At 71.3% G+C, this 22,999-nt stretch carries 18 protein-coding genes; 2 read left to right on the top strand and 16 right to left on the bottom strand.

The features are described 5' to 3' along the window. Positions 1-107: 107 nt before the first annotated feature. The 7 genes from BR70_RS0106025 to dusB form a co-directional block, all read right to left on the bottom strand. Positions 108-1,805 carry an ABC transporter ATP-binding protein gene (locus BR70_RS0106025; RefSeq protein ID WP_051596687.1) on the bottom strand — a complete coding sequence of 566 codons (1,698 nt, stop codon included), beginning with the start codon at positions 1,803-1,805 and terminating at the stop codon, positions 108-110. Continuing rightward, positions 1,802-2,881: an ABC transporter permease gene (locus BR70_RS19805; RefSeq protein WP_035808245.1), complete on the bottom strand. Its 1,080-nt coding sequence runs from the start codon at positions 2,879-2,881 to the stop codon at positions 1,802-1,804. Before BR70_RS19805 ends, BR70_RS0106025 begins: the two co-directional genes overlap by 4 nt. A 2-nt stretch (positions 2,882-2,883) precedes the next feature. After that, positions 2,884-3,960, bottom strand: a complete 1,077-nt coding sequence (locus tag BR70_RS0106015) for an ABC transporter permease (protein ID WP_027465329.1) — start codon at positions 3,958-3,960, stop codon at positions 2,884-2,886. Between the two features lie 117 nt (positions 3,961-4,077). Further along, positions 4,078-5,694, bottom strand: a complete 1,617-nt coding sequence (locus tag BR70_RS0106010) for an ABC transporter substrate-binding protein (RefSeq protein ID WP_027465328.1) — start codon at positions 5,692-5,694, stop codon at positions 4,078-4,080. A 1,234-nt stretch (positions 5,695-6,928) separates the two neighbouring features. Continuing rightward, on the bottom strand, positions 6,929-8,848 hold the full coding sequence (gene dnaG / locus BR70_RS0106005; protein WP_027465327.1) for a DNA primase: 1,920 nt from the start codon (positions 8,846-8,848) through the stop codon (positions 6,929-6,931). A gap of 40 nt (positions 8,849-8,888) precedes the next feature. Beyond that, the gene (locus BR70_RS19795; protein WP_035808239.1) at positions 8,889-10,184 is read right to left on the bottom strand and encodes a deoxyguanosinetriphosphate triphosphohydrolase; all 1,296 of its coding nucleotides are present in this window, start codon (positions 10,182-10,184) and stop codon (positions 8,889-8,891) included. Beyond that, entirely contained in the window at positions 10,181-11,353 is a 1,173-nt protein-coding gene (gene dusB / locus BR70_RS0105995; protein WP_027465326.1) for a tRNA dihydrouridine synthase DusB, read from the bottom strand. Before dusB ends, BR70_RS19795 begins: the two co-directional genes overlap by 4 nt. A gap of 47 nt (positions 11,354-11,400) precedes the next feature. On the opposite strand from dusB, the gene BR70_RS0105990 reads away from it, so the two are divergent. Continuing rightward, positions 11,401-11,886 (top strand): aminoacyl-tRNA deacylase, encoded by a 486-nt coding sequence (locus tag BR70_RS0105990; RefSeq protein WP_027465325.1) that lies wholly within the window; start codon positions 11,401-11,403, stop codon positions 11,884-11,886. 8 nt (positions 11,887-11,894) lie between these two features. Here the strand turns inward: BR70_RS0105990 and BR70_RS0105985 are convergent, their stop codons facing one another. The 4 genes from BR70_RS0105985 to BR70_RS0105970 all read right to left on the bottom strand — a co-directional run bounded on the left by BR70_RS0105985 (position 11,895) and on the right by BR70_RS0105970 (position 15,586). Continuing rightward, positions 11,895-12,140, bottom strand: coding sequence for a hypothetical protein (locus BR70_RS0105985; RefSeq protein ID WP_146247980.1), 246 nt, complete (start codon positions 12,138-12,140; stop codon positions 11,895-11,897). 5 nt (positions 12,141-12,145) lie between these two features. Further along, positions 12,146-12,880, bottom strand: coding sequence for a DsbA family oxidoreductase (locus BR70_RS0105980; protein WP_027465323.1), 735 nt, complete (start codon positions 12,878-12,880; stop codon positions 12,146-12,148). Between the two features lie 157 nt (positions 12,881-13,037). Then, positions 13,038-14,423 carry a glycine--tRNA ligase gene (locus BR70_RS0105975; RefSeq protein WP_027465322.1) on the bottom strand — a complete coding sequence of 462 codons (1,386 nt, stop codon included), beginning with the start codon at positions 14,421-14,423 and terminating at the stop codon, positions 13,038-13,040. Between the two features lie 107 nt (positions 14,424-14,530). Further along, the gene (locus tag BR70_RS0105970) at positions 14,531-15,586 is read right to left on the bottom strand and encodes an aminotransferase class V-fold PLP-dependent enzyme (protein ID WP_027465321.1); all 1,056 of its coding nucleotides are present in this window, start codon (positions 15,584-15,586) and stop codon (positions 14,531-14,533) included. A 70-nt stretch (positions 15,587-15,656) separates the two neighbouring features. Between BR70_RS0105970 and BR70_RS0105965 the strand changes: the two genes are divergently transcribed. Beyond that, positions 15,657-16,604 carry a LysR family transcriptional regulator gene (locus tag BR70_RS0105965; protein WP_027465320.1) on the top strand — a complete coding sequence of 316 codons (948 nt, stop codon included), beginning with the start codon at positions 15,657-15,659 and terminating at the stop codon, positions 16,602-16,604. 53 nt (positions 16,605-16,657) lie between these two features. On the opposite strand, the gene BR70_RS0105960 is transcribed toward BR70_RS0105965, so the two are convergent. The 5 genes from BR70_RS0105960 to BR70_RS0105940 all read right to left on the bottom strand — a co-directional run bounded on the left by BR70_RS0105960 (position 16,658) and on the right by BR70_RS0105940 (position 22,893). Continuing rightward, on the bottom strand, positions 16,658-17,455 hold the full coding sequence (locus tag BR70_RS0105960; RefSeq protein ID WP_027465319.1) for an isoprenyl transferase: 798 nt from the start codon (positions 17,453-17,455) through the stop codon (positions 16,658-16,660). Further along, positions 17,452-18,306 (bottom strand): DNA repair protein RecO, encoded by an 855-nt coding sequence (gene recO / locus BR70_RS0105955; protein ID WP_027465318.1) that lies wholly within the window; start codon positions 18,304-18,306, stop codon positions 17,452-17,454. Before recO ends, BR70_RS0105960 begins: the two co-directional genes overlap by 4 nt. Positions 18,307-18,516: 210 nt before the next feature. Continuing rightward, a complete protein-coding gene (leuA, locus tag BR70_RS0105950) occupies positions 18,517-20,286 on the bottom strand; it encodes a 2-isopropylmalate synthase (protein ID WP_027465317.1) in 1,770 nt (589 codons plus the stop codon). A gap of 457 nt (positions 20,287-20,743) precedes the next feature. Beyond that, entirely contained in the window at positions 20,744-22,144 is a 1,401-nt protein-coding gene (locus tag BR70_RS0105945; RefSeq protein WP_027465316.1) for an ABC transporter permease, read from the bottom strand. Continuing rightward, the gene (locus BR70_RS0105940; protein WP_027465315.1) at positions 22,141-22,893 is read right to left on the bottom strand and encodes an ABC transporter ATP-binding protein; all 753 of its coding nucleotides are present in this window, start codon (positions 22,891-22,893) and stop codon (positions 22,141-22,143) included. The genes BR70_RS0105945 and BR70_RS0105940 overlap by 4 nt, the downstream gene beginning before the upstream one ends. Positions 22,894-22,999 lie beyond the last annotated feature (106 nt).

The following is a 22,999-nucleotide window of genomic DNA, read 5'->3' as shown; positions in this document are numbered from 1 at the left end:
GACCGCCCTGGCAGGTCCGTCGTGCGTACAGCAGTGGAGCCGACCACCCTGGAGGCCCGGCGTGCGTCGACGACGCTGGCCGGGCCTCCAGGGTGGGTCACGTCGGGTCAGGACCCGGCGTGCTCCAGTCGCTCCAGCGTACGCCGTCGCTCCGCCTGCTCCGCTGGGTCCGGCACCGGCAACGACGCGAGGAGCCGCTGCGTGTAGGGGTGCTGCGGCGCGCCGAGGACCTGCGCCGTCGTGCCCGTCTCGACCAGGTCACCGCGGTACAGCACCGCGATCCGGTCGGACAGCGCGCCGACGACCGCGAGGTCGTGGCTGATGAACAGCGATGCGAAGCCGAGGTCCTGCTGGAGCTCGAGGAAGAGCTCGAGCACGCGCGCCTGCACGGACACGTCGAGCGCGCTCGTCGGCTCGTCGGCGATGAGCAGCTTCGGCCGGAGCGCGAGCGACCGGGCGAGCGACGCGCGCTGGCGCTGCCCACCGGAGAGCTCGTGCGGGTAGCGGTCGCCGTACGCGGCCGGCAGCTGCACGGCCTCGAGCAGCTCGTCCACCCGCTTGCGCGCAGCACGCGGGCTCGAGACCTCCTTGTGCACGACCAGCGGCTCGGCGACGCACTCGGCGATCGTCAGCAGCGGGTTGAACGAGGTCGCCGGGTCTTGGAAGACGAACCCGATGTCCTTCCGCAGGTGCTTGAAGTCACGTTCGCGGTACCCGAGCATCTCGGCGCCGAGGACCTTGAGCGAGCCGCCGGTGACCTTCGTCAGGCCCGCCATGGCCCGGCCGATGGTGGTCTTGCCGGAGCCGGACTCCCCCACCAGGCCGAGGACCTCACCCGGACGGATCGCCAGGCCGACGCCCTTGACCGCCTTGAACGCCGGCGAGCCGAGCCGCCCGGGGTACTCGATCTCGAGCCCCTTCGCCTCGACCAGCGGGGTGACGTCCTCGGCGATCGCGGCGCGCCGGGCCACCCCGGTGGACGCCTCGAGCCGGGGCACCGCCGCGAGCAGCCGCTTGGTGTAGTCGGCCTGCGGCGTCGCGAACAGCGCCGACGCCGTGGCCTCTTCGACGATCTCGCCCTGGTACATCACGGCGACGCGGTCGGCCAGGTCGGCGACCACGCCCATGTTGTGCGTGATGACGACGATCGCGGTGCCGAACTCGTCACGGCAGCGGCGCAGCAGGTCGAGGATCTCGGCCTGCACCGTCACGTCGAGCGCCGTCGTGGGCTCGTCCGCGATGATGACGCTCGGCTCGAGGGCCAGTGCACTCGCGATGACCACGCGCTGCTTCTGCCCGCCGGAGAACTGGTGCGGGTAGTGGTCGACGCGGGTCTCGGGGTCGGGGATGCCGACGCGACCGAGGTAGTCGATGGCCTTCGCCCGTGCTTCCTTCTTGGACACGCCGCCGTGGGCGCGGAGTCCCTCGGCGATCTGCCACCCGACGGTGAAGACCGGGTTGAGGGCGGTCGACGGTTCCTGGAACACCATCGCCCCGGCCGTTCCGCGCAGGCTGCGGAGCTTCTGCGCGCCGACGCTCACCACGTCGGTGCCGTCGAGCAGCACCGCGCCGCCGAGCGTCGCCGTCTCCGGCATGAGCCGCAGCATGCTTCGCGCCGTGACGGACTTGCCGGAGCCGGACTCGCCGACCAGGGCGAGCACCTCGCCGGGGCGGACGTCGAGGCTGACGCCCTTGACCGCGTCGACGGCACCGCCGTCGGTCGCGAACGTGACGGTCAGGTCGTCCACGACGACGACGGGTTCGGTGGTGGTGTCGCCCGGTTGCAGGCGGGTGGTCGGGGTCATGCGCCCGTCCCTTCCGTGTCGTTCCCGGCGGTGCTCGGTGCCTCGGGGTCGCGTGTGTCGCGGGGTGCCTCGGGGTCGCGCGTTTCGCGCGTCTCGCGTGTTTCGCGCGTTTCGCGCGTGGACACGAGCTGCTTCAGGCGTCGGCGTGCACGCAGGCGGGGGTCGGAGATGTCGTTCAGGCTCTCGCCGATGAAGGTCACGCCGAGCACGAGCACCACGATCGCGACACCCGGGTAGACACCGGTCCACCAGACACCGCTCGCGACGTCCGAGAGAGCGCGGCTCAGGTCGTAGCCCCACTCGGCTCCGGACGTCGGGCCGATGCCGAACCCGAGGAAGCCGAGGCCGGCCAGGGTCAGGATCGCGTCGCTCGCGTTGAGCGTCAGGATGAGCGGCAGCGAACGCGTCGAGTTCCGCAGGACGTGCCGCGTCATGATGCGCCACGGGTTCGTGCCCATCACGCGCGCCGACTCGACGAACGCGTCGTTCTTCAGCCGGACGGCTTCGGCACGGACCACGCGGAAGTACTGCGGCACGTAGACGACGGTGATCGAGATCGCCGCCGCGATGATGCCGCCCGAGTAGCTCGAGTTGCCCCCGGAGATGACGATGGACACGATGATCGCGAGCAGCAGCGACGGGAACGCGTAGATGGCGTCGGCCACGACCACCAGGACGCGGTCGAGCCAGCCGCCCAGGTACCCGGAGACCATGCCGAGCAGGACGCCCACGATGATCGAGACGATCACGGCGACGATGACGACGAGCACGGCCGTGCGGGCGCCGTAGAGCACGCGGCTGAACACGTCGAAGCCGCCGACCGTGGTGCCCCAGATGTGCTCGGCACTCGGTTCGCCGGTGCGTGGGAAGCTCTGCCCGTCCGCGCCCTGCAGCTGACCGAAGCCGTACGGGGCGAGGAGCGGTGCGAAGACCGCGACGAGCAGGTAGAGGGCGCAGATGACCACGCCGACGATGAGCATGGCGCGCTGCCAGCCGGTGCTCCGGCGGAGCTGGACCACCACGGGGAGCCGCTTCCAGAGCGGCTCGTGGCGGTCGACGAGGGTGGTGTCGACCATCGTCAGAACCTCACTCTCGGGTCGATCAGGGCGGCGACCACGTCGACGACGAAGTTGGTCACCGCGACGATCACCGCCAGCATCGCGACGATGCCCTGCACCGCGACGAAGTCACGGGCCGACAGGTACTGGTTGAGCTCGAAGCCCAGGCCGCGCCACCCGAAGGTCGTCTCGGTGAGCACCGAGCCACCCAGGAGCATCGCGATCTGCAGCCCCATCACGGTGATGATCGGCACGAGGGCCGGACGGAACGCGTGGGTGCGGACGAGCCGCGACTCGCGCACGCCGCGGGACCGGGCGGCGTCGACGTACTCCGAGCCGAGCGACCCGATCATGTTCGCGCGCACCAGGCGCAGGAAGATGCCCGCCGTCAGCAGACCGAGCGTCAGCGCCGGCAGGACGGCGTGCTGCAGCACGTCGCCGATGACCGCGGCGTTGCCGGTGCGGAGCGCGTCGATGATGTAGATGCCGCTCGCGCCCGGGATGCCGTCGAGGATGAGCGACACCCGGGTCGAGGCACGGTCCCCGAGGGGCAGCCAGCCGAGCCACACCGAGAAGACGAGCTTGAGCAGCAGGCCACCGAAGAACACCGGCGTGGCGTAGGTCAGGATCGCGAGCGCGCGGAGCAGCACGTCCGGCCACTTGTCGCGCGTGTACGCGGCGAGCATGCCGAGCGGGATGCCGAGCACGAGCGCGACGATGAGCGCGTAGAACACGAGCTCCGCGGTCGCGCCGCCGTACGTGACGATGATGTCGGTGATCGGACGGTTGTCCGTCGACGAGGTGCCGAAGTCACCGCGCAGGATGTTGCCGAGGTACTCGAAGTACTGCACGAGCACCGGCCGGTCGTAGCCGGCGGCGTGCAGGCGTTCCTGCAGCTGGCTCGGCGTGAGACGACCGCCGACCGATGCGGTGATCGGGTTCCCGATGACGCGCATCAGGAAGAACACGAGCGTCACCAGGATGAAGACGGTCGGGATGATGAGGAGGAACCTGACGAGGATGTACCGGCCGAGTCCGCCACCACTGTTCTTGGCACTGCGTTGTGCCTGTGGCTTGGTGGGATCGGTGCCGTTCACGTCCTGCGTCGCCTCGGGAGTGCTGAGGGTCACGGGGTGTGTGCCTTTCGTCGCCGTTGCACAGGCACGCGGGCGTTCCTCGTGGGAACGCCCGCGGCCTGCACGTGGGGCTTGGTGCTACTTGCTCAGGGTGGCGTACCGGAACTTGAACGAGGCGTCGAGGGTCAGGCCCTTGACGTCCTTGCCGGCGACCGCGACGGACTTGCCCTGCAGCAGCGGCAGCGTCGAGATCTGGGTGGCTTCGCGCTCCTGGGCCTGCTCGATCAGGGCAGCACGCTTGTCCGTGTCGGACTCGGCCTGCTCCTTCGCGATGAGGTCCTGGATCTCCGGGTCGTCGTAGTGGTTCTGGACGAAGTTCTCCTTGGTGAAGAACGGCGACAGGTAGTTGTCGGCGTCGGAGAAGTCCGGGAACCAGCCGAGCTGGTACACGGGGTAGGCGTCCTTGGTGCGCTCCTGCGCGTAGGTCGTGTAGACCGTCGACTGGATGTTGACGGTGAACAGACCGGAGTCCTCGAGCTGCTGCTTGAGCAGCGCGTACTCGTCGTCCGAGGCCGAACCGTAGTGGTCGGGCGCGTACTGGATGTCGAGCTGCACCTTGCCCGTGACACCGGCGTCCGACAGCGTCTTCTTGGCCTTCGCCACGTCCGCGCCGCCGTCGCCGTCGCCGTACATCTCCTTGAACGGCTGGACCGCGCCGGTCAGGCCGTCCGGGACCATCGAGTAGAGCGGGGTGAAGGTGTCGTTGTAGACCTCCTTCGCGAGCTGGGCACGGTCGACCACGTCGGCGGCGGCCTGACGCACGGCCAGGGCCTTCGCCTCGTCGGCGTCGTCCTGCCCGGTGCCGAACGGCTGGGTCTTGAAGTTGAAGACCACGTAGCGGATCTCGCCGCCGGGGCCGTCGGTGACCTTCAGGGAGTCGTCCTTGCGCAGGTCCGAGATGTCGGTCGGCGTCAGGGAGCGGTACGCCACGTCGACGTCGCCCTTCTGCACGGCGAGCTTGAGGTCGGTCTCCTTGGTGTAGTAGCTGGCGGTGACCTCGTCGGTCTTCGCCTTGCCGAGCAGGCCGTCGTACTTCGGGTTGGTCTTGTACTGGATCGTGTCGTTCTCCTTGTAGGAGCTGATCTGGTACTGCCCGGCGAAGGCCTTGCCCTTGACGATGTCGTCGGCGCTGGTGAGCTTCGTCGCGCTGAAGACGTCCTCGTCGACGATCGGACCCGCGGGGCTCGAGAGCACCTGCGGCCAGGTCTGGTCGGCGTGGTCCAGGTTGAACACCACGGTGGTGTCGTCCGGGGTGTCGATGCTCTTGAGGTTGGCCAGCAGCGACTGCGGACCGTTCTCGTTGTTGATCTTCAGCTCGCGGTCGAACGAGAACTTCACGTCGCTGGACGTGAGCTTGTTGCCGTTCGCGAACTCGAGCCCGTCCTTGAGGGTGACCTTGTAGGTCGTCGGGTTCGTGAACTCCGCCTTCGTGGCGATGTCCGGCTCGACGTCCGGGCTCCCCACGGGCGTGTTCATCAGGAACGGGAACACCTGGTTCTGCACGGCGAAGGAGCCGTTGTCGTAGGAACCGGCCGGGTCGAGGGACGTGATCTTGTCCGTCGTCCCGATGCTCAGGCCGTTCAGTTCGGTGTCACTCACGCTGCTGCTCGCGCAGCCGGTCAGCACCAGCGCCGTCGCTGCTGCACCGGCGCCGAGCGCGATGCCGCGCTTGCCCCACTTGGTCACGGATGCCATGTCCGCTGCCTCTCTGGTCATGATTGCAAGAGTCCTGAGCCGGAGGGTGGAACGTCTGTGTGCCCGGCCAGGAACGCTCATTGGTATCACCCTGTCACGGAACGGAACGAACCGGGGGCGATTTGTTTACACCGCTGTAATGCACGGGCCCGCCGCGTGATGCATGATTCCGCCGGAGTCGAGCGGCGCGTCACGCACGAAAGTTGCGTGGTGCAACCTGGGGTGTCTGGCGCTGGTTCCCGGCCGTTCCTGCCCCTTCCCACCCCGAAAGTGCCCGTCCCACGGGACGCCCGGCGACGGTTCGCGCGACCTCGGGGGTGCGCCGGCGGCGCGTCGTGCGACTTCACCCCCGGCCGGGAGGCCCGCCCCGCGTCCGCCCCGCCCCTCGCCCCCGCCGACCGGTCACGACTCCCCGCCCGACCCACCCCGAGCGGTCACGTCCCGTCGTCCGAACCCCGGCCGGCCGCCGCTTCGCGACCACTCGACGCCCCACACGCGGCACGTCCTGACCATTCACGCCGGCGCCGGCACAACCAGCAGCCGCTCGCAGCCCCACCGTGCGACAGTTCGCGCGACCTCGGCGAGACGCACCCGGCGCGTCGTGCGACTTCACCCCCGGCCGGGAGGCCCGCCCCGCGTCCGCCCCGCCCCTCGCCCCCGCCGAGCGGTCACGACTCCCCGCCCGACCCACGTCCGCGCCGCCCCTCGCCCCCGCCGACCGGTCACGACTCCCCGCCCGTCCCGCCCCGAGCGGTCACGTCCCGTCGGCCGGACCCCGGCCAACCGACGCTTCGCGACCACTCGACGCCCCACACGCGGCACGTCCTGACCACTCACGCCGTCGCCGAGAGAACCAGCAGCCGCTCGCAGCCCCACCGCGCGACGGTTCGCGCGACCTCGGCGAAGCACACGTGGCGCGTCGTGCGACTCCGCACACCCCGGCCGGCAGGCCCGCCCCGCGTCCGCCCCGCGTCCCTCCCGCCCCTCGCCCCGCCGACTGGTCACGACTCCCCGCCGGACCCACCCCGAGCGGTCACGTTCCGTCGTCCGAACCCCGGCCGGCCGACGCTTCGCGACCACTCGACGCCCCACACGCGGCACGTCCTGACCACTCACGCACCCGAGGTCGCACCAACAGCCGCTCGCAGCCCCACCATGCGACGGTTCGTGCCACCTCGGCGAGACGCACGCGGCGCGCGGTGCGACCCCGCGCACACCAACAGCCCGAAGAGCCCTAGGACGCCTCGGCGTCGGCCCGCAACCGCATCCGCTGCCCGTCGATGTCGACGAGCTGCCGCTGGATCTCGGCGCGACGCTCCGCCTGCTCGTGCGGGTCGGCGCGCTGCAGCTGGCCGAGCAACGAGGCCTTGCGGGCGAGCAGGTCGCGCTCGACCAGGGCCACGACGATGCTCCGGCAGTAGGCCGCCAGGTCCTCGGCGTTGCGCGCGGGGATCGGTGCGAGGGCGAGTTCGTGCGTCAGGGTGCGGAGGGGTGCCGGCACGTCGGCGAGCAGCCGGTCGAGCCAGTCCCCCGCGCCGATGACGTCGACGTTGGCGACCACGGCGTCCCGCACGGCGGCGAGCATCGGCGTCGAGAACGTGGCCGACGCGGCGAGCCCGAGCATCGGTGCCCCGACGGACGTGGGCTGCTGCACCATCGCCATCACGGCGTCGCGCTCCATGCGGCTGATCGGGTCGTTCGGCAGCGAACGGATCCCGGCGACGGGCTCGTCGGGGGTGTCGGCCCCGTCGGTACCGGTTCCGGCACGGCCGTCGCGCCCCGAGCCCGCGGACCGGTCGTCCTGGGCAGCGGACCCCGCACGACGCCGGGCGGTCTCGACCGACCGACGGACCTCGGGGATCTCCATGCCCAGCCAGCCGGCGAGTTCGCGCACGTAGCCCTGCGTCAGTGAGCGATCGCGGATACCGGCGAGCACGGGCGCAGCAGCGCGCAGGGCACCGACGCGCCCCTCGACGGTCTCGAGGTCGTGGCCGTCCAGGGTGCGGCGGATCATGAACTCGAACATCGGGCGCTTGTTCGTGACCAGTCGGCGGATCGCGTCGTCACCGCGGGCGAGCCGGAGGTCGCACGGGTCGAGCCCACCGGGCGCCACGGCGACGTAGGTCTGCGCGGCGAAGCGCTGTTCTTCCGCGAAGGCACGCGAGGCTGCGCGCTGCCCGGCCTCGTCGGGGTCGAACGTGAACACGACCTCGCCGTTGGCGTTCGGGTCGGCGCCGGCCAAATCACCGAGCATCGGGCGCAGCACCTTGATGTGGTCGACCCCGAACGACGTGCCACAGGTGGCGACGGCGGTCGTGACGCCCGCGACGTGACACGCCATCACGTCGGTGTAGCCCTCGACGATGACGACCTGCTTCTGCTTCGAGATGTCGCGGCGTGCCAGGTCGAGCCCGTAGAGCACCTGGCTCTTGTGGTAGATCGGGGTCTCGGGCGTGTTGAGGTACTTGGGACCCTTGTCGTCCTCGAGTAGGCGGCGCGCCCCGAAGCCGATGGTCGCCCCGGTGACGTCGCGGATGGGCCACATCAGGCGCCCGCGGAACCGGTCGTACGGCGAGCGGTCACCCTGGCTGACGAGGCCGGCGGACACGAGCTCCTCCATCGTGAAGCCGCGCCCGCGCAGGTGGTCCTTGAGCATGTCGTAGGACTTCGGGGCGAACCCGACGCCGAAGTGCTGGGCGGCCGAGGGGTCGAACCCGCGCTCCCCCAGGAACCGGCGGGCGGGGTCGGCGGCAGCGGTGGTGAGCTGCCCCGTGAAGTACTCGAGCGCGGCTTCGTTCGCGGCGATCAGCCGGGCACGGGTGTTGTAGTCGGTGCGCGGCCCGTCGCCCTCTTCGTAGTGCAGGGTGAAGCCGATCTTCGCTGCCATGCGCTCGACGGCCTCGGCGAAGGTGGTGTGGTCCTGCGCCATGATGAAGCTGAAGACGTCGCCGTCCTCACCGCAGCCGAAGCAGTGGTAGCGGCCGACCTGGGGCCGGACGTGGAACGACGGGGAGCGTTCGTCGTGGAAGGGGCAGAGGCCCTTCATCGACCCGACGCCCGCGTGCTTCAGCGTGACGTAGTCGCCCACGACGTCGGCGATGTTGACACGCGAGCGGACCTCGTCGATGTCGTTCCGCGCGATCCTGCCAGCCACCCCTCGATCCTAGTTCGTGGGACCGACGTCGGCGGACCGGTCAGACGGCGATGTGGACCGGGTCACGGTCACCCACCACCAGACGTCGGTGCCACGCGAGTGCACCCTGGTCGGTCAGGCTCGCGACCTGGTCGACGACGGCGCGCAGTCGGCCGGCGTCGTCGCCCGCGGCGTGCCAGTCGGCGGCGAAGCCGGGCTCCAGGTCGGACGCCCCCGTCGCCGCCAGCGCGTCGAGCAGTTCGGTGAGCACGCGGCGCTGGTCTTCGTACACGGGCTGACGGTCGCCCTGGGTCATCACGAAGGCCGCGACGATGCCCTTGAGCACGGCGATCTCACCGATGATCTCGGGCGGGGTGACGACCGACGCGGCGAACCGCACGAGCGACCCCGAGGCGTAGGACTCACGGGTGGCCGTCGTGGCGGTGCGCGCGAAGCGTCCGATCAGCTGCGACGTCAGGTTCTTCAGGCGTGCGGCGTCACGGCGGGAGCCGTCGTACGCGGTCATCCAGAGCGGCAACTCGCGCAGGCGGTCGAACGCCTCGAGCAGCTCGTCGCGGCTCAGGTCGTCACCGACCCAGGCGTGCATGGCGCTGACGATGTCGTTCTCGCCGACACGGTCACCCAGGGCCGCGACGTCGATGAACCCGGCGACGACGGCGTCCTCGAAGTCGTGCACCGAGTACGCGATGTCGTCGGCGAGGTCCATGACCTGCGCCTCGATGCAGCGCTGACGACGCGGGGCGCCGGCGCGGAGCCACCCGAAGGCGTCGTGGTCGTCGTCGTAGAAGCCGAACTTGGTGCGCCCGGAGGACGACTCCGAGACCCCCTGCGCCGCCGGCCACGGGTACTTGCAGCTGGCGTCCAACGACGCGCGGGTCAGGTTGAGCCCGTACGGACGGTCGACGTCGGAACCCGGCCGGACGCCGTAGACCTTCGGCTCGAGCCGCGTCAGCAGCCGGAGGGTCTGCGCGTTGCCCTCGAAGCCGCCGATCCCGGTGGCCCAGGCGTTCACGGCGGTCTCGCCGTTGTGCCCGAACGGCGGGTGCCCGATGTCGTGCGCCAGGCACGCGGTGTCGACCACGTCGGGGTCGAGCCCGAGCGAATCGGCGAGCTCGCGGCCGACCTGCGCGACCTCGAGCGAGTGGGTCAGCCGGTTGCGGGCGAAGTCGAGCCCCGCCGTCGGGCTGAGCACCTGGGTCTTGGCGGCCAGACGCCGGAGGGCGCTGGAGTGGAGCAGTCGGGCGCGGTCACGGGCGAAGTCCGAGCGGCGGTTGCCGTGTTCTTCGGGGAGCCAGCGCTCCGCGTCGGCCGGGCCGTACGAGGCGGTGGCGCTCATCCGCCGCTGTGGTGCAGCTCGGCGGCGGCCAGGACTTTGCGGAACTCGGAGTCGACGTCGCGGCTCTCGAGCCAGCGGTCGGGCAGGGCGGTGCGCTTCGGGTGCCCGGCACGACCGCGCGGCCCCTCGGCGTCGGCACCCGGGTACGGCGCGTCGTGGTCGAGCTGGCCGAGGAAGTCGTCGATCTCCTGCAGGCTCGACGCCATCGCCAGGCCGGCCCGGACGTCGCTGCCGATCGGGTACCCCTTGAAGTACCAGGCCACGTGCTTGCGGATGTCGCGGCAGGCGTGCTCTTCGTCGGCGAAGAACTCGACGAGCAGCTCGGCGTGCCGGCGGAACCCGTCGGCAACCTCGCCCAGGGACGGCATGTACCGCAGCCCCTCGCCGCGGAACGCCGCGGCCAGGTCGCCGAACAGCCACGGGCGGCCGAGGCAGCCACGCCCGACGACCACGCCGTCGGCGCCGGTCTCGTCGATCATCCGGAGCGCGTCGGCGGCCGACCAGATGTCGCCGTTGCCGAGGATCGGGATGTCGGTGACGGTCTCCTTCAGCGTGGCGATCGCGGACCAGTCGGCGTGCCCGGAGTAGTGCTCGTTCGCGGTGCGGGCGTGCAGCGACACCGCGGCGACACCGGCGTCGCGCGCGATGCGTGCGGCGTCGAGGTAGGTCAGGTGGTCCTCGTCGATGCCCTTGCGCATCTTCACCGTGACGGGGACGTCGCCCGCGGCGCGCACGGTCTTGGTGACGAGCTCGCGGAACAGGTCGAGTTTCCAGGGCAGCGCCGCGCCGCCGCCCTTCCGCGTCACCTTGGGAACGGGGCAGCCGAAGTTGAGGTCGATGTGGTCGGCACGGTCCTCACCGACGAGGATCGTCGCCGCCTCGGCCACGGTGTTCGGCTCGACGCCGTACAGCTGGATCGACCGCGGGGTCTCGGACTCGTGGTGCTGGATGAGCTGCATCGACACGGGCGTCCGTTCGACGAGCGCGCGCGAGGTGATCATCTCGCACACGTACAGGCCGGCGCCGTACTCGCGGCAGAGCCGGCGGTAGGCCATGTTCGTGATGCCCGCCATCGGCGCGAGCACGACCGGCACGTCGACCTCGATGGGGCCGATGCGCAGGGGCTTCGCCGGACGGGTCGCCGTCCCGGGTGCGTCAGTGATCGTCATACGTCTCCCATTCTCCCACGTCGGTGCGCGCCGGTAGCGTTCTCCACATGACGACCGACGCCAGCACCCGGTTCGACGCCGACGCCCAGGCCCGTGGCCTGCCGGTCGAAGTGGTCGAGCGCCCGGCCGCGAACTCCCTGCACGAGGCCGCCGGACTGCTCGGCATCGAGCCCGGCGACATCGTCAAGACCCTGGTGGTGAAGCGCCACGACGGCGGGTTCCTGCTCGCCCTGGTGCCCGGCGGCCGCAGCATCGCCTGGAAGAAGCTCCGCACGGTCGTCGGCGTCAACAAGCTCTCGATGCCCGACGCCACCACGGCGCTCGAAGCGTCCGGCTACGAGCGCGGCACCATCACGCCGATCGGTGCCACGGGCGACCTGCCGGTGTACGCCGACGAACGCATCGTCGGCCGCAGGGTCGCCCTGGGCGCCGGCCGGCACGGTGCGAGCGCCTTCGTCGACGCCGACGCGCTCATCGCCGCCTACGGCGCGACCGTCGCCGACATCACCGACGAGGAACCGCAGCGCGACTGACGCAGCCGTCAGTCCGGCACCTCGGACCAGTCGCCCTCGGCCCCGGCGAACGAGCCGGCGTCGATCAGGCAGGCATCGCCCTCGCAGACCGGCGCACCGCCGGGCGTGACGAGCGTCAGCAACGCGGGACGGGCCTCCAGACCGGGGACGCCGGAACCACCGAACGCACCCGGCAGCCCCGTGAGCGCGTCCGGGACGGACGGCACCGACGTCACGGCCTGGAGGCGCACCGCGCCCTGGTCGCTGATGGTCATGTCCGTCATCGGGTCACCGCCACGTCCGCGCTCGCGTCGTCCGCAGCGCGCTCGGCCGCCGAGGCGACCTCCTCCGGCGTGGTCTCGCGGAGCGCGACCACCTGGCGGAGCACCTGCTCGAACGCCGTGGGGTCCTGGGCGCCGGAGACGCCGTACTTGCCGTCGATCACGAAGAAGGGCACGCCGTTGATCCCGTACGCCTGCGCCTGGGCCTGGTCGGCGCGGACCGCGGCGAGCTGGGCGTCGTCGCGCAGGGTGCTGAGGACCTCGTCGCGGTCGAGGCCGATCTCCGCAGCCAGATCGGCGAGGGAGGACTCCTGTCCGACGTGTTCGCCGCGCTCGAAGTAGGCGGTGAACAGACGCTCGACCATCTCGAGCTGCTTGCCGTGCTGCTTGGCGAGGTGGATGACCTGGTGGGCCTTCACGGTGTTGGTGTGGTGCATGGCCTCGAAGTCGTAGTCGAGACCGACGCCAGCGGCGATGGCGGTGACCTGGTCGAGCATCTGCTGCGCCTGGTCGACGGGCATGCCCTTGTGGCCCGAGAGGAACTCGGCCTCGGTGCCCTCGAAGTCGACGGGGGTGTCCGGGCTGAGCTCGAAGGAGTGGTACTCGACCTCGACGGGGCGGCCCTCGCTCGAGGCGCCGAACGCGGCGACGCCGGCCTCGAACTTGCGCTTGCCGATGTAGCACCAGGGGCAGGCGATGTCCGACCAGACATCGACCTTCACGGAGTCGTTCATGCTGACCCCAACGCGATCGTGCGGCGCGCATTCCCGCCGAACAACCAAAGTCACCTCGCGCCGCGCGATCACGCGGTTCGAGGTGACTTTGGTTGTGCGAAGGCGGCGCGGAGCCGGTGCGAAGGCGACGCGGGGGCGGTGCGGGGCCGCGGAACCCCTACGCGCCGAGCAACCGCTGCGCCAGGTACCCCTGCAGCTGGTCGAGCGAGACGCGCTCCTGGCCCATGGTGTCGCGCTCGCGCACCGTGACGGCCTTGTCCTCGAGCGTGTCGAAGTCGACCGTGATGCAGAACGGCGTGCCGATCTCGTCGTGGCGACGGTAGCGACGGCCGATGGCACCGGCGTCGTCGAAGTCCACGTTCCAGTTCTTGCGCAGGTCGTCGGCCAGGCCGCGGGCGACGGGCGAGAGCTGCTCGTTGCGCGACAGCGGCAGGACGGCGGCCTTCACCGGGGCCAGGCGCGGGTCGAGGCGCAGGACCGTGCGCTTGTCGACACCGCCCTTCGCGTTGGGGGCCTCGTCCTCGTGGTACGAGTCGAGCAGGAACGCCATGAGTGCACGGGTCAGCCCGAACGACGGCTCGATGACGTACGGCACGTACTTCTCGTTGGCGGCCTGGTCGAAGAACCGGAGGTCCTGGCCGGACGCCTCGATGTGGTTGTTCAGGTCGAAGTCGGTGCGGTTCGCGACCCCCATCAGCTCGCCCCACTCCGAGCCGGTGAAGCCGAAGCGGTACTCGATGTCGGCGGTGGCGTCGGAGTAGTGCGCCCGCTCGCCGTCCGGCACGTCGAAGCGACGCAGGTTCTCCGGGTCGATGCCGAGGTCGGTGTAGAACGCGACCGAGTCGGCGATCCACTGCTCGTAGTGCTCCTCGGCCGAGGCCGGCGGCACGAAGTACTCGATCTCCATCTGCTCGAACTCGCGCGTGCGGAAGATGAAGTTGCCGGGCGTGATCTCGTTGCGGAACGCCTTGCCGACCTGACCAATGCCGAACGGGGGCTTCATGCGGCTGGTCGTGACGACCTGCGCGAAGTCGACGAAGATGCCCTGCGCCGTCTCGGGGCGCAGGAAGTTCAGGCCCTCTTCCGACTCGACCGGGCCGAGGTAGGTCTTGAGCATCCCGGAGAACTCGCGGGGCTCGGTCCACTCGCCGCGGGTGCCGCAGTTCGGGCAGGCGATCTCGGCCATGCCACCCTCGGGGGCGCGGCCCTTCTTCGCCTCGAACGCCTCGAGCAGGTGGTCCTCGCGGAACCGGTGGTGGCAGTGCAGGCACTCCACCAGCGGATCGGTGAAGGTCGCGACGTGCCCGGAGGCCTCCCACACCTTGCGGGGCAGGATCACCGCGGAGTCGAGTCCGACCATGTCCCCGCGGCCCCGGACGAACCGCTGCCACCACTGGCGCTTGATGTTCTCCTTGAGCTCCACACCGAGGGGCCCGTAGTCCCATGCGGAGCGGGAGCCTCCGTAGATCTCACCCGACTGGAAGACGAAGCCGCGGCGCTTGGCCAGGGCGATGACGCTGTCGAGACGGGAGGGCTGTGCCAAAGGGTGCTCCAGAGGTCGCCGAGCTGGGTGCTCGGTGCGGAAACGGTCCGGGCAAGACTACCGGCGATCCTGGCCCGGGAGGCCCGCCACGGGTCCGCCCTCCACGCTCACCTCGCCGACGTGCCCGGCCCCACCCCGCCGAGCGCGGCCACGACGTCGGTCACGTCGGACTCGTCGTTCCACAGGTGGAACGCGATGCGCAGTCGCCCGGCACGCCCCGAGGCGGTGACGCCTGCGGCGGCGAGGGCCCGGAGGGCCGCCCCGTCGGCGTCCGCGAACGTCACGATCGCCTGCCCGTCGCCCTGCCGAGGCGACCCGAGGGCGTCGCACAGCCGATCCGCGAGACCGGTGGCGTGCCTCCAGACCGCCCGCTGGTCGAGCGCGACCGCGTGTTCGAGCGCGGCCACGGCACCGGGCCACGCCTGCCAGGCCGGCGAGACGTCGAAGCGACGCGCGTCGTCGGCCAGGTGCATGGCGGGGCCGTAGCAGGAGGACCAGACGTCCGCGCCCGCGTACCAGCCGGCCTGCACCGGGCGGAGCCGGCCGAGGGCGGTGTCGGAGAGCGTCATGAAGGCGACGCCGCGCGGAGCGCAGAGCCACTTGTAGGTGTGCGTGAGCGTCACGTCGAACGGTGCGGCGTCGACGGGCAGCACGCCGGCGGCCTGCGTGAGGTCGCAGAGGGTCAGGGCGCCGACGCGACGGGCGGCGGCCACGACCGGGTCGGGGTCGGTGACCACGCCGGTCGCGGACTGCACCGCGGACCACGCGACCAGGGCGGTGTCGGGCCCGACGGACGCCGCGAGCCGCTCGAGCGGGACGCTCCGGACCCGGACGCCGCGGTGCGCCTGGGCGAGGAACGGGAAGACGACCGAGCTGAAGTCGCCGTCGGGGACGACCACCTCGGCGCCGTCCGGCAGCGCGTCGGCGACGACCGCGGCCATCACCGAGGTCTGCGATCCCGTCGCCACGCGCTCCACCGGGACGCCGACCAGCGCGGCGAAGAGCGCACGTCCCTGCTCGACCAGCGCGCCGTACCGGGCGGGCGACGTCTCGGCCCGGGACCACGCGTCGAGGTCGGCGCGCTGGGCGGCCAGGGTGCCGCGGGTCGGCAGGCCCGCGGTGCACGCCGCCAGGTAGCCGCGGCCGGCGGGGAAGGAGTCCATGCGGACAGCGTCCTCGTTCCCGTCCCATCACACCAGAGCCGGTTCGTTGTGCCACCGATAACATCGGGTGATGGACGAGATCGATCCCCAGTTGCTCCGGGTCCTCCGCGCCGTGGCCGACGGCGGGTCGATCACCCGCGCTGCCGCCGCACTCGGGTCGAGCCAGCCGGCCGTCAGCCAGCTGCTGGCCCGGGCCGAGCAGCGCCTCGGCCACGCGCTGGTCCTGCGGGGCGGACGGGGCGCGACCCTCACGCATGCGGGGCAGGTGCTCGCCGACCACGCCCTGCACGTCCAGGCCGCGCTGACCGCGGCGCGCGAGGACCTCGACGCCGTCGGCGGACTCAGCCGTGGCCGGGTGCGGCTCGCCGGGTTCCCGAGCGCGTCCTCCGCCCTCGTGCCTGCGGTGCTCGCCCGGCTCGCCGCGACGGCGCCCGGCGTGACGACCTCGTACGTCGAGGTCGAGCCACCCGAGGCACTCGACCTGCTGCGCGGCGGCGAGGTCGACGTCGCCCTGACCTTCACCTACGTCGGTGACGAGGTCGGGACCACCCCGGACCCGGGCCTCGTGACCCGGGCACTCGGTCGCGACCCGCTCGCGCTGGTGACGCCGGTCGAGCCAGGAGGCTCCGAGCGACTCCGCCCCGCCGGCTCCACCGTCGTGGACCTCGCGTCCCACCACGACGCCCGGTGGATCGGGGGCTGCCCGCGTTGCCGTGGGCACCTGCTCGCGTCGTGCGCGAGCGCGGGGTTCACGCCGGACATCGTGCTGGAGACGGACAACGCGGCCGCGGTGGTGGGGCTCGTCGCCGCCGGGCTCGGGGTGGCGCTGCTCCCCCGGCTGGCACTCGCGACGACGGTCATCCCCGCCGGTGTCGCGATCGACCCCGTGGACGACGAGCTCGCCCGGCGTGTCGAGGTCGTCGTCGCGCGTGGTGCCGACCGTGTGCCGAGCGTCCGTGCGGCGCTCGACGCGGTGCGCTCCGCAGCCCACCTGCTCGAGGGGCCGCTGCCGGGCTGAGGGGCCGGGCTTCGGGGCTTGGGCTCGGGCTTGGGCTCGGGCTTGGAGTTGGGCTAAGCCGTCGGGGTGTCGACCGCGCCGCCGTAGCGTCGGTCGCGGCTGGCGTACTCCTCGATCGCACCCCACAGGTCGGTGCGACGGAAGTCCGGCCAGAGCCGGTCGAGGAACACCATCTCGGCGTAGGCGGACTGCCACAGCAGGAAGTTGCTGGTGCGCTGCTCCCCCGAGCTCCGGAGGAACAGGTCGACGTCGGGCATCTCGGGCACGTACAGGCGCTTGGCGAGAGCCTTCTCGGTGACCTGGCTCGGCTTCAGGCGTCCGGCGGCGACGTCCTCGGCCATGCCCCGCACGGCGTCGACGATCTCGTTCCGGCCGCCGTAGTTCACGCACATCGTCAGCGTGAGGACGTCGTTGCCCGCCGTCATCCGCTCGGCGGTCTCGAGCTCGTCGATGACGCTCCGCCACAGCCGCGGGCGCCGGCCGGCCCACCGCACCCTGACGCCCCACTGGTGCAGCTGGTCACGGCGACGGCGGATGACGTCACGGTTGAAGCCCATCAGGAACCGGACCTCTTCCGGGGAGCGCTTCCAGTTCTCCGTCGAGAACGCGTACGCCGACACGTGCCGGACGCCGATCTGGATCGCACCGGCGACGACGTCGAGCAGCGATGCCTCGCCCGCCTTGTGCCCCTCGATCCGCGTCAGGCCGCGGCCGTTCGCCCACCGGCCGTTGCCGTCCATGACGATGGCCACGTGCTCCGGCACGAACCGGGCCGGGATCGCCGGGGGCGTCTCGCCGGTCCAGTCGATCGGGCGGAACGGTTCGACGTCGTCGGGGCGGCGGGGGCTCATGCGGTGGGGGCTCCTTCGACAGCGGGATCAGGATCGGGCTCGGGTACGGCGGGCGCCGGGGTCGAGGCCACCGCGCGCGCCGTCGCCTCGGGTCCGCCGTGGGTCTGCGGCACCGGCATCGGGTGTTCGGAGCGGTCGACGTGCGGCAGGGACCGGAGCGATCGTTCCAGGTGCCACTGGGCGTAGGCCGCGACCACGCCGGAGGCCCGCGAACGCGTCCGCTCGTCGGTGGCGTCGACCGTCGCCCAGTCTCCGGCGAGCAGGGAACCGAGCACCCCGAGCGTCGCCGGGTCGAGCCGCGGGGTCCCCGGTGGTGCCGCACGGTCGGCGACGACACCCCCGAGCTGCACCACGAACGCCGAGTGCGGGCCGGGCTCCCCCGTCACCGCACAGTCGCTGAACGAGGGGGCCCACCCCGCGATGCTCATCGCACGGAGCAGGTACGAGTCGAGGGTCGCGCTGGACTGGTGCTCACCGCGCGACAACGACCGGAGCGCCCCGACGAGCAACAGGTACTGCTGCAGCCCGGCGTCGGCCTCGCTCAGTCGGTCGGCGGTCTCGACCATGGCGCTGGCCGCGGTGTACGCGCCGTAGTCGGCGACGATCTGGGCCCCGTACGCGCCGAGCGACTCCGCCTGGGTGACGATGTCGAGCGACCGGCCCTCGTAGAACTGGGCGTCGACGACCATGAACGGCTCGAGTCGGCTGCCGAACTTCGACGCCGTCCGCCGCACGCCCTTGGCCACGGCGCGGATCTTGCCGTGCTGCCGCGAGAGCATCGTGACGATGCGGTCGGCTTCACCGAGCTTGTGGGTGCGCAACACGACGCACTCGTCCCGGTACAGCGGCATGCCCCCAGTATCCCCCGCCCCGCCGACAGCCGCGTGCGCTGCGGGCCGGGGCCCGGGGGTACCGAGCGGAATCGGGCGCACCTGGTCGGAAGAATCGACCAGGTACGCCCGATTCGACCTGCCATCGCGCGTGACGGGGGAAAGACCGGGCACAGACGGGAGGCGCGCTGCGGGACGGACCCGCACCGCGCCTCCAGGGCTGGTCGCGTCTCAGGCGGAGACGAGCTCCGGCGCGCCGGCCGTGGCCCCCGCACGCACCGCGCGGTTCACCGCGGACACGATCGCCTTGAGCGACGCCGTCGAGATGTCGGCGTCGATGCCGACGCCCCACAGGCGCACGCCGTCGACGTCGAGCTCGACGTAGGACGCGGCCTTCGCGTCACCGGAGGCGCTCATCGTGTGCTCCGAGTAGTCGTACAGCGTGACCTGGACGCCCTGCTCGGCGAGCACCTTCAGGAACGCGTCGATGGGACCGGTGCCGACGGCCTCGGCCGTGACCGCGCCCTCGTCGACCCGGAGTGCCACGGACAGCGAGGTCGTGCCCTCGAAGTCGCTCGACGTGGCCGTCTTGGTGAGCTCGTACCGGCCCCACTTCTCGTCGTCGATCGACGCGGGCAGGTACTCGTCCTGGAACACGTCCCAGATGCGCTGCGACGAGAACTCGCCGCCCTCGGTGTCGGTGTGCCGCTGCACGACGCCGGAGAACTCGATCTGCAGCTTGCGGGGCAGGTCGAGGGCGTGGTCGGTCTTGAGCAGGTACGCCACACCGCCCTTGCCGGACTGCGAGTTGACGCGGATGACGGCCTCGTACGACCGGCCGATGTCCTTCGGGTCGACGGGCAGGTACGGCACCGCCCACTCGATCTCGTCGATGTCCTTGCCCGCGGCGGCGGCCTTGGCCTTCATCGCCTCGAAGCCCTTGTTGATGGCGTCCTGGTGCGAGCCGCTGAACGCCGTGTACACGAGGTCGCCCGCCCACGGCTGGCGCTCGGGCACCGGCAGCTGGTTGCAGTACTCGACCGTGCGCTTCACCTGGTCGATGTCGGCGAACGAGATCTCCGGGTCGATGCCCTGCGTGAACAGGTTCATCCCGAGGGCGACCAGGTCCACGTTGCCGGTGCGCTCACCGTTGCCGAACAGGCAGCCCTCGATGCGGTCGGCGCCGGCCATGTAGCCGAGCTCGGCGGCCGCGACCGCGGTGCCGCGGTCGTTGTGCGGGTGCAGCGACAGGATGACGTCCTCGCGGTGGGCGAGGCGGCGGGACATCCACTCGATCGAGTCGGCGTAGACGTTCGGCGTGGCCATCTCGACGGTGGCGGGCAGGTTGATGATGACCTTGCGCTCGGGCGTCGGCTCGAAGACCTCGAGGACGGCGTTGCAGATCTCCAGTGCGACCTCGAGTTCGGTGCCCGTGTAGGACTCCGGCGAGTACTCGTAGTAGATCGTCGTGTCGTGCTGCAGCGTCGCCTCGGCGGCCTTGCAGAGCTTCGCGCCGGTGACCGCGATGTCCACCACGCCATGCACGTCGGTGCGGAAGACGACCTCGCGCTGCACGATGCTCGTCGAGTTGTACAGGTGGACGATGGCCTGCTTCGCGCCGTCGATCGCCTCGTAGGTGCGCTGGATGAGGTGCTCGCGCGCTTGGGTCAGCACCTGGATCGTGACGTCGTCGGGGATCGCGCCCTCGTCGATCAGCGACCGGACGAAGTCGAAGTCGGTCTGCGAGGCGCTGGGGAACCCGACCTCGATCTCCTTGTAGCCCATCCGGACGAGGAGGTCGAACATCGCCCGCTTGCGCTCGGCGTCCATCGGGTCGATGAGGGCCTGGTTGCCGTCACGCAGGTCGACGGCGCACCAGCGCGGCGCCTTGTCGATGCGCTTCGTGGGCCAGGTGCGGTCCGGCAGGTCGACGCTGATCTGCTCGTGGAACGGGACGTACTTGTGGATCGGCATCCCGGAGGGCTGCTGGGTGTTCTGCATCGTTCTTCGCTTTCGTCGCGTGTTCGTGAGCTGTTGTGGTGCGGCCACGACGGACTCCGCGACGAGGTGGGCCGGAGTGTCAGGCCTCGTCGCGGCAGCGAAGGAGGAGGAGTGCCGAGTACATCGGGACCCACGGTAGCACCGGTGTACCAGGCTGGCGCAAGCGTGTGACGCGGGACCGCCCGGTGCCGCCGAACGGGGCGCCGAGTGGGTGCCGGGTGGGTGCCGGGTGGGGTGCCGGGGAGGTGCCGAGTGGTCGAGACCTGCCGCGCGCCGGTCGCCGAGCGGTCAGGATCTGTCGCCCGTCCGGACGACGGTTCGTGACACCTCGACGGACGTGAGCGGCGTGGCGGAGCCGGGCAGGGCACGTCGGCGCGACCACACGACGAACGGGAGGCCCGGTGCCAGCTGGCACCGGGCCTCCCGTGTCGTCGCGTGGTGCGACCAGGGCGACGGGTCAGTCGACTGCGAGCGCCTCGGTCGGCGGGACGCGCATCGCGCGCCGCACCGGGGCGATGGTGGCGACGACCGCCAGGACCAGCGCGCCGATCACCACGATGCCGATGGTCAGCGGCGGCAGCACCGGTGCCACGGGCGTCCCGAGCGAGCCGAGCAGCGTCTGCCCGCCGACCCAGCCGTACAGCGTGCCGAGTGCGAGCCCCGAGACGACGGCCGCGACGACCATCTGCACGGCCTCGGTCACGATCATCCGTCGGACCTGCGCGCCGGTCAGGCCGAGCACCCGCAGCAGCCCGAGTTCGCGCCGACGCTGGAGCACCCCGAGCGCCAGGGCGTTCACGACCCCGACGGCGGCGATCACGGCGGAGAAGCCGACGATCACGCTGACGACGGCGTTGATCTGCACGAAGAGGTCCCGCTGCGCCTCGATCATCTCGGGGGTGGCGCTCCCCGCGCTCATGGCGCGCATCTCGGTCTCGAGCACGTGCTGCATGATGCCGAGCGCCACCGCGAAGGTGACGAGCAGGGTGACGCCGATGACGAGCCCGATGGTCGCCCGCGAGGACCGCCCCGGCGCCCGCATCGCGTTCCGTCCGGCGAGCAGGACGACGGGGTCGTGCGAGCCGATGCGGCCGATGAGCTGCAGCACGGGCGGCATCACGATCGTCGCCCCCACGGCGACCCCCGCGAAGGACACGAACCCACCGAGCGCCGCCGGCAGGACCGCGACCGGGGACAGCGAGCTCACCGCGAGCCCGAGCAGCATCAGCACCGCGCCGCCGGCCATGAGCACGATCGCCCAGACCTTGCGGGCCGTACCGGACCGGACGTCGTCGTGGCTCGGCTCGACGGACGACGACAGGGCTTCGAGCGGTGTGACGGTGAGCACGCGGCGGGACCCGGCAGCAAAGGCACCCCAGGTGGCGAGGACGACGGCCACGACCGGCAGGACCAGCTCCCACGGGACGTACGTGTACTCGGCGTCGGGCAGGACCCCGTTGCCCCGCAGGACGACCACGAACAGGGCCGAGAGCGCGGTGCCCACGACGGCGCCGACGACCCCGCCGAGCACGCCGACGACCAGGCCGGTGCGGGTGATCCGCGCCCGGAGGGTCGCACCGGTCGCTCCGACGAGCCGCTGCAGCGCGATGATCCGGGTCTGTCCGGCGATCAGGGTGGCGCAGGTGTTCGCGGTGACGATCGCGCCGACGTAGAGCGCGATGCCGAGGAACAGCCACCCGACCACCGACAGGATCGCCTTGATCGGTCCGAGGTCGGCGACCCCGGCGGCTCGGAGCGCCTCGGTCACGATCCCCGGTGCGATGACCAGGGCGGAACCGAACGTGGTGCCGAGGGCGGCGACCAGGACGGTGGGGGCGAAGGATCGGATGCCGTTCACGCTGCTGCCTCCATCCCGAGCATCGTCGTGGAGATCGCGCCGGCGTCCATCGCGGGGCGGTCGGCGACGATCCGGCCGTCGGCCAGGAACAGGATCCGGTCGGCGTTCGCGGCCGCCACCGGGTCGTGCGTGACCATGACGACGCTCTGGCCCCATTCCTGGACGGCGCCGCGGAGGATCGCGAGCACGTCGCGCCCGGTGCGGGAGTCGAGCGCGCCGGTCGGTTCGTCGGCGACGACCACCGCCGGCCGCGAAGCGAGCGCCCGTGCGATGGCGACGCGCTGCTGTTGCCCGCCGGAGAGCTGGTGCGGCCGGTGCGTCAGCCGGTTGCCGAGCCCGAGCATCTCGACCAGCCGGCCGATCCAGGCGGTCTCCTCGTTCGAGGGCTTGTGCCCGCCGAGCAGGAACGGCAGTCGGATGTTCTCGCTGACGTCGAGCGTCGGGACGAGGTTGAACGACTGGAACACGAAGCCCAGCCGACGACGACGCAGCTCGGTGAGGTCCTTGTCGCCCAGGGCCGTGATGTCGACGCCGTCGATCTGGATCCGGCCGGCGGACACGGCATCGAGGCCGGCCGCGACGTGCATGAGCGTCGACTTGCCGGACCCGGACGGGCCCATCACCGCGGTGAACTCCCCCGCGCCGATGTCGACGCTGACGTCGTCGAGCGCGGTCACACGTCGGGCGTCGTCGCCGTAGTGCTTGGACACGTGGTCGAGGCGGATGATCGGGGCGTGGCTCGTGGTCATGCATCCACGATGGCGGTCAGCGGTCCGGTCCCGCGTCGCCCGCTCGGCTCCTGTGGATCGTCCGCTCGGCTCGGTTGCCTGTGGAGGGGTCATCCCCGCGGATGAC

The sequence above is a fragment of the Curtobacterium sp. UNCCL17 genome, assembly GCF_000686685.1.
Lineage (GTDB): Bacteria > Actinomycetota > Actinomycetes > Actinomycetales > Microbacteriaceae > Curtobacterium > Curtobacterium flaccumfaciens.
The sequence above is the reverse complement of the archived record's forward strand: the minus strand, read 5'-3'. Positions and strand labels throughout refer to the sequence as shown.